The organism is Thalassotalea sediminis (assembly GCF_030295915.1).
Lineage (GTDB): Bacteria > Pseudomonadota > Gammaproteobacteria > Enterobacterales > Alteromonadaceae > Thalassotalea_C > Thalassotalea_C sediminis.
Genome location: NZ_AP027361.1, coordinates 3254226 through 3267986, shown reverse-complemented (window position 1 = coordinate 3267986; position 13761 = coordinate 3254226). Strand labels below are relative to the sequence as shown.

The following is a 13761-nucleotide window of genomic DNA, read 5'->3' as shown; positions in this document are numbered from 1 at the left end:
AATAACTTATTGATGTGTTTTTTGCTGAGTGCACTGATTTTTATACATTTTGATAAAAATGATCCGCGAGTAAGTGAAGACATTCTCATCAAACCTTGATAGCATCTGGCAACTAAAAATTTGTCAAAGCGCATATAGCATAGCGTTACGGCATATTTTGCTTATTTAACCCTGTGATTACGTGCCTAAAAAAATATTATAATGAAGGACATTTATGACCGCATCTAGAGAACATTTTAGCTCACGACTCGGTTTTATCTTAGCTGCTGCAGGTTCTGCAGTGGGTATAGGTAACCTTGTTGGCTTTCCCGTTAATGCTGCCAAAAACGGTGGTGGCGCATTTTTATTAATGTACGCCTTATTCGTCTTTTTTATTTGCTTACCTGTGATGATTGCAGAGATGGCGGTAGGAAGAAAAACACAAAAAGAACCTGTTGGTGCGTATAAAGACTTAAGTAATGGCAGTAAATTATGGGGAGCTGCCGGTTTTCTCGGTGTGTTAACGCCTTTTATGATCGCTGTATTTTACATGGTGTTAACTGTTTGGCTCTTTGGCTACATTATATTAACCGTAGGCGGCCAATTAGACTTTCTCGCCAGTGGTGAAGGGTTTGGTATTTTTATTAATAGCCCTTATTTGTTTGTTGCTATGGCTGCGGTGGCAGGAATTGTTAACTATATTCTCGTCGCAGGTGTTAAAGACGGCATAGAGCGCGCCGCAAAAGTTTTAATGCCCGCACTTTTTGTCATGCTAATCATGATGGTTGTGTTCGTCCTATCGCTCGATAATGCGTTTGCTGGTGTTGAATTTTTTATCATTCCTGATTTTTCAAAAATTACACCGTCAGTGATAAATGGCGCGCTTTCTCAAGCGTTTTTCTCATTGTCATTAGGCATGGGTATTTTGATCACCTACGGTTCTTATATTAACCGTCAAACCGATATTGCAAATTCAGCAAAACTTGTGGCGATAACTGATACTGGTGTTGCATTTACGGCTGGCTTAATGATTTTACCCGCGGTATTTTCATTTAATCCTGACGTCAATCCTCAGGAATTGAGTGACAGTTCTGTATCACTTATCTTTACTTTTTTACCGAAAATATTTTTAGCGCTACAAACCTCTATCGGTTACATTGGTGCAAGTGTTGTAGCGACCTTTTTCTTTACCCTTGTATTCTTTGCTGCTATTACTTCTCTTGTTTCGATTTTAGAAGTTCCTGTGTCATATTTAGTGACTGAAAAATGTCATACTCGGAAAAAAGCATTGACGATTTTATTGATGACAGCAGGTGTATTAACGGTTTTCGCAACAGTGTCATTTGGCATGGTCGCGTTCTTTACCGAGTTCACCTCGTATGCAGGAGGCAATAAGTCATTTTTTGATGTTGTTTACGATATTTTCTACGACACAATTTTACCATTGAATGGTTTCTTACTGTGTATCTTTGTTAGTTATCGTTGGAAGAAGAAACAGTTAACCGAAGAGTTGTCTATTGGTAATGAAAACTATGCGGGCTCATGGGTAGAAAAATACGTTAACTTCTCATTAGGGACTTTCGTGCCTGTTATCGTATTGTTTATTTTTATTAATACCGTTATCACCAAGTTTTGGGGAATTAACCTGTTTGGTATTTAGTGAGCAAATTACAGTTGATAAAAAGGCCGTGTCAGTTTGATGCGGCTTTTGTTTTTTAAGGAAGCTACGTGTTTTTAACAGAAGTTGAAAAAAATTTAGCAGACGCAGATGTAAGTCAATGTCAGCGATTATTTCATGGCAGAGGGCATGCTTTTAGTGGCTTTGAGCATGTAAACATTGATTGGTTGTCTCCCGTTATATTGATCACCTTGTATCAAGAGATGGATGATGACTGGCTATTTAAGCACGCTAAAATGTTAATAGATGCTATTCCTTCGTGCCGCTCTGTACAGGTACAACGTCGATTTTTACCTTTCTCACCGACAGAGGTGTTATTAGGTGATGAAATTGCTGAAACAATCGTTATTGAGCATGAATTGCGCTACCACATCCAATTTGGTAAATCACAAAATATCGGTTTGTTTTTAGATATGGCCAATGGACGAAAGTGGGTAAAGGCAAATGCTCACGGTAAAAATGTACTTAATTTATTTGCCTACACTTGCGCGTTTTCAGTTGCAGCCGTCGCTGGTGGAGCGACAAAAGTTGTTAATATTGATATGGCAAAAGGTGCATTGGCTAAAGGGCGGGAAAATCATCGATTGAACAACCATGAAAATATAAACGTAGTCTTCGAAGGCGTTGATATTTTTAAGTCATATAATCGGCTAAAGAAGTATGGACCATATCAGTTGTTAATTTGTGATCCACCTTCCTTTCAAAAAGGCAGTGTTAATATTGAACGCGATTACAAAAAAATACTTAAACGTATTCCTCAATTATTAAGCCCTGGAGCAGAGTTGTTACTGTGTTTAAATTCGCCATCGCTAGATGAAAATTTCCTGATTAATGAAGTAGCAAGGGAGTGTCCGGCTTGTCAGTTTGTTGAAAAAATAGAGAACCCTGTAGTTTTTAAAGAAGCGATAAAAGGTAAGGGATTAAAAGCGCTAAGTTTTAAATACTTACCTTAATACATTTAATGAATAACGACGCGTGCAGCAAGCAAGATTAAGAAGGTGCCGGTTATTCTATCAATAATGTGACTATTGCTTTTAAGCTTCTCAAGTATGGGGCCACGTGAAAATAAAAAGGCGACGAGAATGTACCATAAGGCATCGATACAGCCTACAGTTGAAACCATAATAACCTTTTCATAAATTGTCGCTTCAGGACTCACAAACTGGCTAAAAAGTGCGAGAAAGAAAATTGCTAATTTGGGGTTTAAAAAGGCGATCAAAAAGCCGTCACGCCATCCGTTTACTGCTTTGGTGCTGTTAGTAACGGGGGCGGTTTCTAGGTGTTCATTATTAGGTTTACTCAATAATGCTTTAATCCCCAAATAGAGTAAAAAAGCTGCACCAGCATATTGTATTATTTGAAAAAGTAATGGTGATTGCACAATGATTACGGCAATACCCATAGTAGTAAGAGCAGCATAGAGCGCGACACCTAAACCGTGACTAATGGCGGTTGCATAACCTTGAAGTGCACCACCATTTAAGGTGTTTTTTACCACAACGGCAAGACTAGGGCCAGGTGAAAGTGCACCCATAATACATATTGCTACGAGTGATAACCATAAATGTAATTCCATCAAAAAATCCTACTATAAAGAGCGAATACGTAAGAAACTGGCAAATCTTGGCACACCTCGCTTTGTTTTACCAATATATTGATAAGTAATTGTGCTACCAACGTTAGGAGGTTGCTTACGTTGTGCGTTAGTAAACCCTGTACCTATGCGAAAGATAATTCCTTTGGGTGTTTGCACTTCAAGTGCGCCTAGCATACCAGCAAACTTTCCTTTGCCTAGTATGTGATTTATAACTTTAGCCTCTGCGTCTTGCTTACGCTTTAACTTCATCAGACTATTACTTCTACCTTTTTGATAATACGCATCTTTATGATGCAGCATTAACCCTTCTCCACCTTGCGCTATAATGTTTGTTAACCTGTTTTCAAGGGCGGGTAATGTCGATATCTTTACTTGTTGAATCACCTTAAGGTGAGGAGATTGAGTTTTGTTTACCAGTGCTTTTAGCGCAACAATACGTTCACTAAATGTTCCGTTGTGGTCAGGTAAATCAAATAGCATAAAAGCCAGTTGACGCCAGCATTGATGATGTTGCTTGCCTTGTTTCATGATGCAAGAAAGTGTCGTTTGAAATTCATTTCGAGCGAGCCATATTTCGCCGTCCAAACTGACTTTAGGCCACTGTTGAGTAAACCATTTTGGTGCATTTATTCGATTGCCATTACGTGTCAGTAATGTGGTACCAGTCCACCTTCCTCGTATACCATCAAGTTTTTCACTTACCCAGTAATCTTTAATATCTTCAGGCTTTCGATACTCGATACCATGTTGCAAGTTATTGGTTAATTCATGCCCTTTAAGGCTACATGTATAAATAAATAAAATAGAAATTAAATATTTTATGCCCATGATGAACATCCTTGTTCGTATATGGAGAGTGTTCTTAGAATCTTTAGATAAGCGTTAAAATTTTTGTAGAGTATAGAAGAGATCTAAATTTATGCGAATAAGCGTGATTTCTTGTACTAGACTCATTGGCAAGTTTATTGTCCAAAAGGAATTGGCATATGAAAACAGTACCTCTATTATTTTTGTTTTTAATGGGTGTAAGCCCGTCTGTCATAGCTAAAGCTAACTGTCAGTCATATTTAAATACTTTACATAATATTCAAGCAAAAATGCGCGCGGGCTATAGTGCTGCACAAGGTGTTAAATTAGCAAAGAAAGAACGTAATGCTTATGACAAATGGTGGGATTGTAAGCGTGGAAAATTAAAGAAAAAATCTTCACGAAAAATAGCAAAAGAAGGCAATAAAAAAGCGTTAAGTAACGCCAGAAAAAGAACGATTACGGTCCAAGATAATGCCTTTAAACCGTTAACAAGTAACGTCACTATTAAAGCAAAGTATCCTGGAATAAAACAACAAGCTTGGCTAGATTTTTATCAACCCAAAGCCGAATGTAAGTCACCGAGTAATCTTGCCATTTTTGCTGCTTGTTTACGAGATGAACAAAGACAACAAAGATTGTTTGAGCAGCAATGAAATGTGGCTAAATGATTAGTCAAAATGACTTATTACTTGTGATATTAACGATGTTTAATTGAAAGTGCTGTTTTTAATGTTATATTTTTCAATTGGTTAGTTATTGGTTCGATGTTTGCTTAATGTTAAAGATAATGCTGTAAGTATGTCTGGAGGTTGAGGTGAAAAGCATTAAGTCGTCATTATTTATCGTAAGTGGTTTTTTATTATGTGCCGTTGGTGTGTTGTTTATTTTGTTACCGGGACCCGCGATAATTTTTATTCCATTAGGGTTGGCATTGTTAAGTACGAAATATGTTTGGGCACAAAAATTATTAAAGAAAAGTCAGCGCACTATTCGTAATAAGGCCGTTAAACTCGATGGTTGGCTATTGAAAAAAAAGCATCGCGAATAAGGATAGAAAGCATTATTCGCGATTTTCGTTATTTTATGTGTTGACGTTTCTTATCAATATATACTTGAACGATGTCGTCTATAACTGCTTGCTCATAAGGACGTAAACCGCTTAATAGCATGTGTTTTTTTCCATGACCAATGACCGTTTCGCCATCGTATAAATTAAACATTAAGTCAGCGACGCCGCGTTTACCATCAATTTTTAAATCTGTTTTAGCTAAAACGAGTTTTACATCTTCAAATGACAGTGAATTTAAATGAATAGTCATGCTTTCATACATCACCATTGGTCGTGTTGGATTGATCATCACGTGGTTTTTCTTCATTAATTCTACGAGAATATGAGGAAATGTATGGCCTGAGAACTCAACGTAAGCACTGGTTAGCGCGGCGGTAATTGAGGTATCTTTAGTTTTTTCGCCACTGGCTTCTATGGTTAAGTATTCTTTGTTGTTGTCGTCAACAATCGCTGCTTTTCCTTCAATGTTACTTGGAAAAGTTAATGCAACGCCCTCAGAAACCATGCCCGAAAAGGTGAATTTCATTTCTTGAGATAAACCAGAAGTTTCTAGCGTTAAAGCAAACAATAAGTCGCCTGGTACACAAAACCTTTTCGCATCAACATCATGCAGTGGATTAAAATCATCCGCTATGTTTTTTGCGAAGGCACTTGCCTGTTCTCGGCTAAAACTTATTTTGCCGTCATGTTCATGACAATATTTTTCTAAATACATAGGTAGTTCTTCAGGTACTTCTAATAAAAAACCGACGCATTCTATCAGTATTGCATCGAAAAATCGAAAATTTTTATTAGCATCTACTAACTAAGCAGACCAGTAAAAATAAGGGTTGAGCTTACAGTTGTACTGTATTGTTGTTTTGGTATTGGCAAACAAGTAGCTCTTTTTTCTTTTTCGGAAGTTTTCGTAGGCTGTATTCCCGTTGGCAAGCTGCTTGACGATTAGCTGCATGTTCTACGTATGCTAAAGATACAGGGCGGCGCACACGTGTATACTTAGCTCCTTTATTGGTGTGGTTATGTTCATTGATTCTACGACTGATATCTGTTGTAACACCAGCATATAAACTGTTATCTGCACAGCGCACCAAATAAACATACCAAAGGGAAGGGACTGTCATTGTGAAATTCTTAACTTGCTATTGATTGACGGTTTTACTTAACATGTAGGGAAAATAACATAAATTGAAGATGGTTATGCAAATATCAGCGGGTCCGTTAAGAAAAATGACGGCGACACTTTCCAAACAGGGCAATGTAAGTTATCAATTACCTATTGGTGAGGAATTATTACCATTAAATGATGTTATTGGTAAGCAACTTACCATAACGTTTCATCAACATATTAGTTGCCAACATTGTGGTAGGAAAACTAAAAAAAGCTATTCTCAGGGCTTTTGCTTTCCTTGTATGCAGAAACTAGCGCAGTGTGATATGTGTATTATGAAGCCAGAAACCTGCCATTTTCATTTAGGCACATGCAGAGAACCTGAGTGGGGTGAGCAACATTGCTTTATTCCGCATTATGTTTATTTAGCGAATACTTCAGGTATAAAAGTAGGTATTACCCGGGAAACACAAATACCGACTCGTTGGATAGATCAAGGAGCAACGCAGGCATTGCCTATTTTTAAGGTTAGCTCCCGCCTTCAATCGGGGTTAGTTGAAGTAGCGTTAGCGCAACATATCGCTGATAAAACGAACTGGCGAGCGATGCTCAAAGGCGATACGGTAGAGGTTGATTTGCAACAAAAAGCGACCGAATTGAAACCGTTGATCGCAGAAAAACTTGCTGAGTTAGCATTAACTTACGGTGAAGATGCTATTGAATCGTTGAATGAGTCGGTGGTTGATTTGTCTTTCCCAATTATTCAGTATCCAACAAAGGTTTCTTCTTTTAATTTTGATAAAACACCTGAGGTTTCAGGAATATTACAGGGCATTAAAGGCCAGTATCTTATTTTTGATACAGGGGTGATAAATATCAGAAAATTTACGTCGTATCATGTCGATGCAAAAGTTGGATAATATCCTGCAGTAAGTAAAATTCGGTCTATAATCAAAGAAAGTGACAACTTATAAAACCAACTGGAGTATTTTGTTGTGTATATTGAGTGTTCAATAGTTAATTGTTTCAAAGGTGCAAGGTAGCAATATGGAAGCTTTAGATTACGCTGAGAAAGCTAATGAAATATTTGTTTTATCTGATTCCTTTGTCAGAATTAAAGAGTTAATCGATGACGAGGCTTCAACAATAGATGATATTGCTGACGTTATTTTATTGGATCCGGCATTAGCCGGCACTATTTTAAAGTTAGCCAATAGCTCCTTTTTTAATTACCCTGGAAAAATCGACACCATCTCTAAAGCCGTACTGGTACTCGGTATTACCGAAGTTTATAACTTGGTAATTGCGTATTTTACGACTAAAGCATTTAAAGACATTAAGGCAGAGCCTGAATTTCTAGATGCGTTTTGGGAAAGCAGTGTCGACTGTGCATTGATTATCAAATATCTTGGGTTTCAGCTTAAGCTACCGAATGCTGAAAGGTTATTTATTTTAGGTTTAATGCATAATCTAGGTGAGTTGGTCTTACAGCAGTTTGTGCCTGAACAAGTTAAAAAAGCTCGACATATTGCCTCGGGAGAGCTTCCTTGGCTAAAACAGCGTGATATGTTTGGTTTTAGTTATGCAGATTGTACAGGAGAGTTGTTGAAATTATGGCAACTTCCATACAGCTTAATTGAACCGATTCGCTTTCAAGATCAAGATGATTTTGAACACTGTACAATCGAAACCAAGTTACTTTTTATCGCTAAAAGAATGATGTTGCTAAATCATCAATGCAAACAGCATGATCGGGATAAAGTGTTATCAGATGCCAAAATGCATGAGATAAATTTAAATGCTAGTGTAATTGCAAGTGCTAATAATTTCTGTGATATGGAAAGATTAGCGATTTTGGCAATACTTAACCCGAGTGCTGCCATGATCTATTAACAAATACATCGTTTTTTTAATTACCCTAAGCCAGCACCTGCTGGCTTTTTTGATGTTTATTACTTTTAACTCTCAGGCAGTTAATCAGTGTGAAAATCCCGCTTGAGAATTAAAAATCATTGCATATTTCTTATTCAAATTTCTCTGCACCAAAAGCAAACTTATTGATAATTTCTGCGCACCAAGTTTGTGCAATTAGTTGCCATTTATTTTCTAACTTTTAGTTAAGTTATTGAATTTTTTTCTGTATTTCAGTTGGCACAACGATTGAATAATCATTAGCAAACAATAACTAGGGGTAATCAATGAAATTAATAAGCGCAATAGTCAAGCCCTTCAAGCTCGATGATGTTCGTGAAGCGATTTCGGAAATCGGCGTTGAAGGTTTAACCGTAAGTGAAGTAAAAGGTTTTGGCCGTCAAAAAGGCCATACAGAGCTATACCGTGGTGCTGAATATCAAGTCGACTTTTTACCAAAAGTAAAGCTTGAGGTAGCAGTTAACGATGACCAAGTGGAACGTTTAGTAGAAGCAATAACAAAATCGGCGTACACAGGTAAAATAGGTGATGGCAAAATTTTTGTTTACAACCTTGAGCAAGCCGTGCGTATTCGTACTGGCGAAACTGATGTAGAAGCACTTTAAGGGGTAAATAATAATGGAACAGAATATTTTTCATCTACAATACGCGATGGATACTTTTTATTTCCTCGTATGTGGTGCATTAGTGATGTGGATGGCAGCTGGCTTTTCGATGCTAGAAGCCGGTCTTGTTCGCGCTAAAAACACAACAGAAATACTCACTAAAAACGTCGCGTTATACTCAATATCTTGCATTATGTATTTGATTTGCGGCTATGAAATTATGTATGGCGGTGGCTTTTTATTATCAGGCATCGAAACCGTAGATGCTGACGCGGTATTAAAAGATTTTGCTGGTCGTGAAGATGGCTTTACTGGCGGCGCAATTTATTCTGCTGCTTCTGACTTTTTCTTCCAAGTTGTATTCGTTGCGACAGCAATGTCAATTGTTTCTGGTGCGGTTGCAGAGCGTATGAAACTATGGTCATTTTTAATGTTTGCTGTTGTATTAACGGCCGTTATCTACCCAATGGAAGGTAGCTGGACATGGGGCGGAAACGCGGTGTTTGGCCTATATACCTTAGGTGACCTTGGCTTCTCAGATTTCGCAGGCTCAGGCATTGTTCATATGGCGGGTGCTGCTGCTGCTTTAGCTGGCGTATTGTTACTTGGTGCTCGTAAAGGTAAATATGGCGAAAATGGTAAAGTTAACGCTATCCCTGGTGCAAACTTGCCTTTAGCAACATTAGGTACTTTCATTTTATGGATGGGGTGGTTTGGTTTTAACGGTGGCTCTGTGTTGAAACTTGGAGACATTGGTAACTCACATTCAGTTGCTATGGTGTTTTTAAACACTAATGCCGCTGCAGCTGGTGGTGCAGTTGCTGCGTTAATTTTGGCTAAAATTCTCTTTAAGAAAGCGGATCTAACAATGGCACTAAATGGTGCGTTAGCGGGCTTAGTAGCGATTACTGCAGAACCGTCAACGCCTACAGCATTGCAGGCTACAATCTTTGGCGCCTTAGGTGGTATTGTTGTAGTGTTTTCAATTGTTGGTTTGGATAAATTGAAAATAGATGACCCCGTTGGTGCAATCTCAGTGCACGGCGTTGTAGGTTTGTTAGGTTTACTTCTGGTACCACTTACTAACGATGGCGCAAGCTTCTCTGGCCAAATAATTGGTGCAGCGACTATCTTTGTATGGGTATTCGCAACGAGCTTTGTTGTGTGGTACGCCTTAAAAGCAACCTTTGGTATTCGAGTGAGTGAAGAAGAAGAGTATGAAGGTGTTGATAAGTCTGATTGTGGTTTAGAAGCTTACCCAGAGTTTTACCGTGGCTAAGCTTGTATAAAGACAAATTTGATAAAGACCAACACAGTGTGTTGGTCTTTTTTTATGTATCACTATTATAAAAATAGCGTTAAAATCGTGTACTATTAAGACATTAGCTTTTTTGAGAATCAATATAATGGCAAGAGAACAATTTGGTATTTGTGCTGAGCCTAGCCTACATGGTTATTATTTACTATTTAACGTGCTTGATGACAAGAATGCTCACATAAAACAAGCGCTCTCGCGATTACCTGCATTATTTGATAAATACGCTGATCGATTTTCCGAGGCAAATTTAACAGGGGTTGTTGCCATTGGCGCTAATTACTGGGATGAAATTTGGCCTCAAGCTCGCCCCCAAATGTTACGCTCTTTTGAAGAAATTAAATGTGATGATCGTATCGCACCTTCGGTGAATTATGACTTATATGTTGAGGTTCGCAGTGATCGCGCAGATGTTAATCATATCGTTGCTGAAAAGGTCTGTTCGCTGCTGTCTGACGGTGTAGAACTAGCCGAGCAGGTGCGTAGTTTTAGGTTTTTAGATGGGCGCGATTTAACGGGTTTTGTTGATGGTACTGAGAATCCACAAGGCAGACATCGCAGAGAAGTTGCACTAATAAGTAATGAGCAAGATGCAGATTTTGCAGCGGGCAGCTATTTACATATTCAGCGTTATAAACATAATTTAAACTTGTGGAATACGTTGAAAGTTAAGGAGCAAGAAGACGTTTTTGCGCGTACAAAAATTGATAACGAAGAGTATACTTCGGAAAATAAGTTACCTACATCTCATATTAAACGTACCAATTTAAAAGATGCCGATGGTAATAGTTTAGAAATTTTACGACAAAGCATGCCCTATGGGGATATGAAGCTTCAAGGCTTAATGTTTGTTTCTTATTGCCATACCCCTGAGCATTATGAATTAATGCTTAGAAGCATGATTGAAAGTGATGAAAATGGACACTTTGATCATATGTTAAAGTATACTCAAGCTGAAACTGGTGCCGCATTTTTTGCGCCAAGTTTGAACTTTTTAGCGTTATTAGCTGAGTAATTTTTCGTAATCATAGCTAAGCCTTAAGTTAACTTATCAATCAATGCTTGTAGCTCAGTAAAGTTAATTGGCTTAGTTGTATATTCGTTCATGCCTGCATCAAGACATCGTTGTCTGTTTTCAGCTGTCGCATCTGCGGTAAGCGCGATAATGGTCACCGGTTTTAATGTGGTTGCCTGTTCAAAGGTTCGAATAGCCTCTGTTGTTTGATAGCCATCAATACCTGGTAGCATGCAGTCCATCAACACGAGATCAAAAGGTGACTGCTGCTGAAATAATTTAAGCGCATTTTCACCATTTTCTGCCCATGTCACTTGGTAATGCATTGATGTTAGGTATTGTTCAATAACCTTAAAATTAATGCGATTATCTTCGACAACGAGAATACGTAGGTTTTTACATGTCGGTTCTAGTAGTTGAGATTGCTTGGTATTTTCTTCTATCGTGATAGCGTTAGACTTTTTACAAAAGCTTTGCGCTAATTTTTCTTCTAATACAGGTTTAAACAGTACATCAATAAAGCCAAGTTGGTAGCAGCGTTGGGTGATTTTGTCGTCATCAATTGAAGATAACATAAGGGTTTTTGTCTTTGATTTTAAATAAGGCACTAATCGCTCAAATAATTGAATGCCATCCATTTCTGTCATACTAAAGTCGAGGACTAAAAAGTCCACCTGTTGCGTAGTAAGTCGTTGCTCAGCAAACCACTGAATGGCGTCGCTAGGTTTATAAAAATTTATCGTAGTGATCCCCCAAAGCTCACAAAAGCCATTTACGACAGCGTGATTATCTTGAATATCATCAACAATGACTGCTAACTTATTTGCGAGATTTTTTAATGCGGCTGGCTTCGCCGTTGCTTGTTGTTCGCTCAATGGACATATTAGCGTGAAATAAAAGCAACTACCGATCGCAGGTGTTGACGTTACATTGAGTGTACCGCCCATTTCATCAACAATAGATTTAGACAGCGCCAATCCTAATCCTGTACCACCGTATTGTCGAGTCGTTGAATTATCTGCTTGTTCAAAGACATTGAAGATATATTTAATTTGATCTTCGGTTAACCCAATGCCAGTGTCTGTGACGCTAAATTTTAACACAGTTTGGCTAGCGGAGATTGGTTCTATGGGTTCACAACATACCGTAATGTGTCCTGAATCAGTAAATTTAACAGCATTTGATACGAGGTTACCTAGCACTTGGCTAAGACGAATATCGTCAATAAGTACTGATGTTTTCGTAAGCTTCGCGGTGTTAATAATTATTTCTAAATTTTTCGTTTGCGCGTTTACATGATGCGTCATTACTACATCAGTTAAAAGTGCTGATATATCAGTAGGTACGGGGTGAAGCGTTAACTTATTGGCTTCAACTTTTGAAAAATCGAGTACATCATTAATGATGGCCATTAACAATTTGCCAGAATGCTCAATGGTACTCAGCTTTTCTTGTTGCGCCTTTTCTAATTTTGTTTTGCTCAATAATTGGGTCATTCCAATAACACCGTTTAGCGGCGTTCTAATTTCATGGCTCATATTGGCAAGAAATTCACTTTTCGCTTTATTAGCATGTTCTGCGCGTTCACGTGCGTCTATCAGTAGCTTTTCTTTGTGTGTGATTATGTTAGATAAATACTGAGAAATAACGACGGCAGTTAAACCGAAAATAACCAAGCTTATTAGGCTTACGATGATAATGTTGTCTACGAGTTCATTAACACTTTGATTAACAGTTTCCTCTGGTACTAGGCCTATAAATATCCAATCTAAAAAAGGGGAGGTGTATTGCGTGACGAAATAATTAACATTATTAATGGTTACTTTTACAGTTGTTGGTTTAGCAAGGGAAGCGGTAAACGACTTAAACACACCGCCTTCAATATCTTTAATAAACTTAAAGTTATTGTTAGGTTGACGAGTATCAGCGAGTATTCGCCCAGTATTTTCTATCACGAGCAATGAGCCATTATAGCCAAAATTTATATGACTTAGCATTTGAGTAAGTTTATCTAAAGATACATCTAAGCCGACGACACCAATCGCTTCACCACTATTATTTTTTATCTGTTTAACGGTAGAAATGATTGTTGAGTTATCTGCTGCCCAATAATAGGCAGGTGCCCGAACAACGTTGTTCTCGTTAGCTGTAGCTGTTTTATACCAAGGCCGATGTCGAGGATCATAATTTGCAGTAATATTACCTGCTGGCCATTGTAAATATCCGCCTTGATGACTGCCAAAATAGACGTAACTCAAATCAGTAAGACTTTCACCTACTTCTGTAAATAATTTAAAAAGTTCAGCTTCAATTTGACTATTTTCTAGCGGTGTTATCAAGGTTGCTGGCCTATCCATGTAGCGTGTGAGATCTTGGTGAGCAGCAATAAATAGAGGGTTCTTACTTAATAAGGTGACATTATCACCGATCAATTTGAACATTAGGCTAATGCCATTATCGATTTGCTTTACTTCGTTAATAAATGCTTTATTAAAAGAATCTTTAGCGAAAAATGTTGTTTCTTTCACGGTCAAAAATGCGGTGAAAAAAGCGGGAATGATGATCGCTGACAAAAAAGCAAAGATAAGCTTAGCTTTCAATGAACGCATAAAAAGCCTAAATTTTTCTGAGTGTTAGATTAAGTAAACTTATC

The 13761-nt window shown here is 37.9% G+C and carries 14 protein-coding genes; 9 read left to right on the top strand and 5 right to left on the bottom strand.

Annotation, left to right across the window (positions count from 1 at the left end; all coding sequences use genetic code 11):
• Positions 1-214 precede the first annotated feature (214 nt).
• Together QUE09_RS14930 and QUE09_RS14925 are read left to right on the top strand one after the other, a co-directional pair.
• On the top strand, positions 215-1639 hold the full coding sequence (locus QUE09_RS14930) for a sodium-dependent transporter (protein WP_286233646.1): 1425 nt from the start codon (positions 215-217) through the stop codon (positions 1637-1639).
• A 68-nt stretch (positions 1640-1707) separates the two neighbouring features.
• The gene (locus QUE09_RS14925) at positions 1708-2610 is read left to right on the top strand and encodes a class I SAM-dependent methyltransferase (RefSeq protein ID WP_286233645.1); all 903 of its coding nucleotides are present in this window, start codon (positions 1708-1710) and stop codon (positions 2608-2610) included.
• Between the two features lie 5 nt (positions 2611-2615).
• Here the strand turns inward: QUE09_RS14925 and QUE09_RS14920 are convergent, their stop codons facing one another.
• Together QUE09_RS14920 and QUE09_RS14915 are read right to left on the bottom strand one after the other, a co-directional pair.
• Positions 2616-3233: a LysE family translocator gene (locus QUE09_RS14920; protein WP_286233644.1), complete on the bottom strand. Its 618-nt coding sequence runs from the start codon at positions 3231-3233 to the stop codon at positions 2616-2618.
• Positions 3234-3245: 12 nt separating this feature from the next.
• Positions 3246-4082, bottom strand: coding sequence for a DNA ligase (locus QUE09_RS14915; RefSeq protein ID WP_286233643.1), 837 nt, complete (start codon positions 4080-4082; stop codon positions 3246-3248).
• Positions 4083-4240: 158 nt separating this feature from the next.
• Here QUE09_RS14915 and QUE09_RS14910 point away from each other — a divergent pair, with 158 nt between their 5' ends.
• Positions 4241-4717: a hypothetical protein gene (locus QUE09_RS14910; RefSeq protein WP_286233642.1), complete on the top strand. Its 477-nt coding sequence runs from the start codon at positions 4241-4243 to the stop codon at positions 4715-4717.
• 161 nt (positions 4718-4878) lie between these two features.
• Entirely contained in the window at positions 4879-5112 is a 234-nt protein-coding gene (locus QUE09_RS14905) for a PGPGW domain-containing protein (RefSeq protein ID WP_286233641.1), read from the top strand.
• 28 nt (positions 5113-5140) lie between these two features.
• Here the strand turns inward: QUE09_RS14905 and QUE09_RS14900 are convergent, their stop codons facing one another.
• Both QUE09_RS14900 and QUE09_RS14895 read right to left on the bottom strand, forming a co-directional pair.
• Complete coding sequence (locus QUE09_RS14900) at positions 5141-5848, bottom strand: DUF3581 family protein (protein WP_286233640.1); 708 nt, start codon at positions 5846-5848, stop codon at positions 5141-5143.
• A gap of 121 nt (positions 5849-5969) precedes the next feature.
• Complete coding sequence (locus QUE09_RS14895; RefSeq protein ID WP_286233639.1) at positions 5970-6254, bottom strand: GIY-YIG nuclease family protein; 285 nt, start codon at positions 6252-6254, stop codon at positions 5970-5972.
• 106 nt (positions 6255-6360) lie between these two features.
• Here QUE09_RS14895 and QUE09_RS14890 point away from each other — a divergent pair, with 106 nt between their 5' ends.
• The 5 genes from QUE09_RS14890 to QUE09_RS14870 all read left to right on the top strand — a co-directional run bounded on the left by QUE09_RS14890 (position 6361) and on the right by QUE09_RS14870 (position 11108).
• Positions 6361-7161 carry a DUF2797 domain-containing protein gene (locus QUE09_RS14890; protein WP_434017566.1) on the top strand — a complete coding sequence of 267 codons (801 nt, stop codon included), beginning with the start codon at positions 6361-6363 and terminating at the stop codon, positions 7159-7161.
• Between the two features lie 127 nt (positions 7162-7288).
• A complete protein-coding gene (locus QUE09_RS14885; protein ID WP_286233637.1) occupies positions 7289-8134 on the top strand; it encodes an HDOD domain-containing protein in 846 nt (281 codons plus the stop codon).
• Between the two features lie 305 nt (positions 8135-8439).
• A complete protein-coding gene (glnK, locus tag QUE09_RS14880; RefSeq protein ID WP_286233636.1) occupies positions 8440-8778 on the top strand; it encodes a P-II family nitrogen regulator in 339 nt (112 codons plus the stop codon).
• Positions 8779-8791: 13 nt separating this feature from the next.
• A complete protein-coding gene (locus tag QUE09_RS14875) occupies positions 8792-10057 on the top strand; it encodes an ammonium transporter (protein WP_286233635.1) in 1266 nt (421 codons plus the stop codon).
• A gap of 127 nt (positions 10058-10184) precedes the next feature.
• Positions 10185-11108: a Dyp-type peroxidase gene (locus QUE09_RS14870; RefSeq protein WP_286233634.1), complete on the top strand. Its 924-nt coding sequence runs from the start codon at positions 10185-10187 to the stop codon at positions 11106-11108.
• A gap of 23 nt (positions 11109-11131) precedes the next feature.
• Here the strand turns inward: QUE09_RS14870 and QUE09_RS14865 are convergent, their stop codons facing one another.
• Complete coding sequence (locus tag QUE09_RS14865) at positions 11132-13717, bottom strand: hybrid sensor histidine kinase/response regulator (protein WP_286233633.1); 2586 nt, start codon at positions 13715-13717, stop codon at positions 11132-11134.
• Positions 13718-13761: the final 44 nt, after the last annotated feature.

Coding starts and splice junctions, on each gene's coding strand:
- QUE09_RS14885 (WP_286233637.1), top strand. CDS start 7,289: ATGGAAGCTTTAGATTACGCTGAGAAAGCTAATGAAATATTTGTTTTA.
- glnK (WP_286233636.1), top strand. CDS start 8,440: ATGAAATTAATAAGCGCAATAGTCAAGCCCTTCAAGCTCGATGATGTT.
- QUE09_RS14900 (WP_286233640.1), bottom strand. CDS start 5,848: ATGTATTTAGAAAAATATTGTCATGAACATGACGGCAAAATAAGTTTT.
- QUE09_RS14865 (WP_286233633.1), bottom strand. CDS start 13,717: ATGCGTTCATTGAAAGCTAAGCTTATCTTTGCTTTTTTGTCAGCGATC.
- QUE09_RS14870 (WP_286233634.1), top strand. CDS start 10,185: ATGGCAAGAGAACAATTTGGTATTTGTGCTGAGCCTAGCCTACATGGT.
- QUE09_RS14910 (WP_286233642.1), top strand. CDS start 4,241: ATGAAAACAGTACCTCTATTATTTTTGTTTTTAATGGGTGTAAGCCCG.
- QUE09_RS14920 (WP_286233644.1), bottom strand. CDS start 3,233: ATGGAATTACATTTATGGTTATCACTCGTAGCAATATGTATTATGGGT.
- QUE09_RS14890 (WP_434017566.1), top strand. CDS start 6,361: ATGACGGCGACACTTTCCAAACAGGGCAATGTAAGTTATCAATTACCT.
- QUE09_RS14930 (WP_286233646.1), top strand. CDS start 215: ATGACCGCATCTAGAGAACATTTTAGCTCACGACTCGGTTTTATCTTA.
- QUE09_RS14875 (WP_286233635.1), top strand. CDS start 8,792: ATGGAACAGAATATTTTTCATCTACAATACGCGATGGATACTTTTTAT.
- QUE09_RS14895 (WP_286233639.1), bottom strand. CDS start 6,254: ATGACAGTCCCTTCCCTTTGGTATGTTTATTTGGTGCGCTGTGCAGAT.
- QUE09_RS14915 (WP_286233643.1), bottom strand. CDS start 4,082: ATGGGCATAAAATATTTAATTTCTATTTTATTTATTTATACATGTAGC.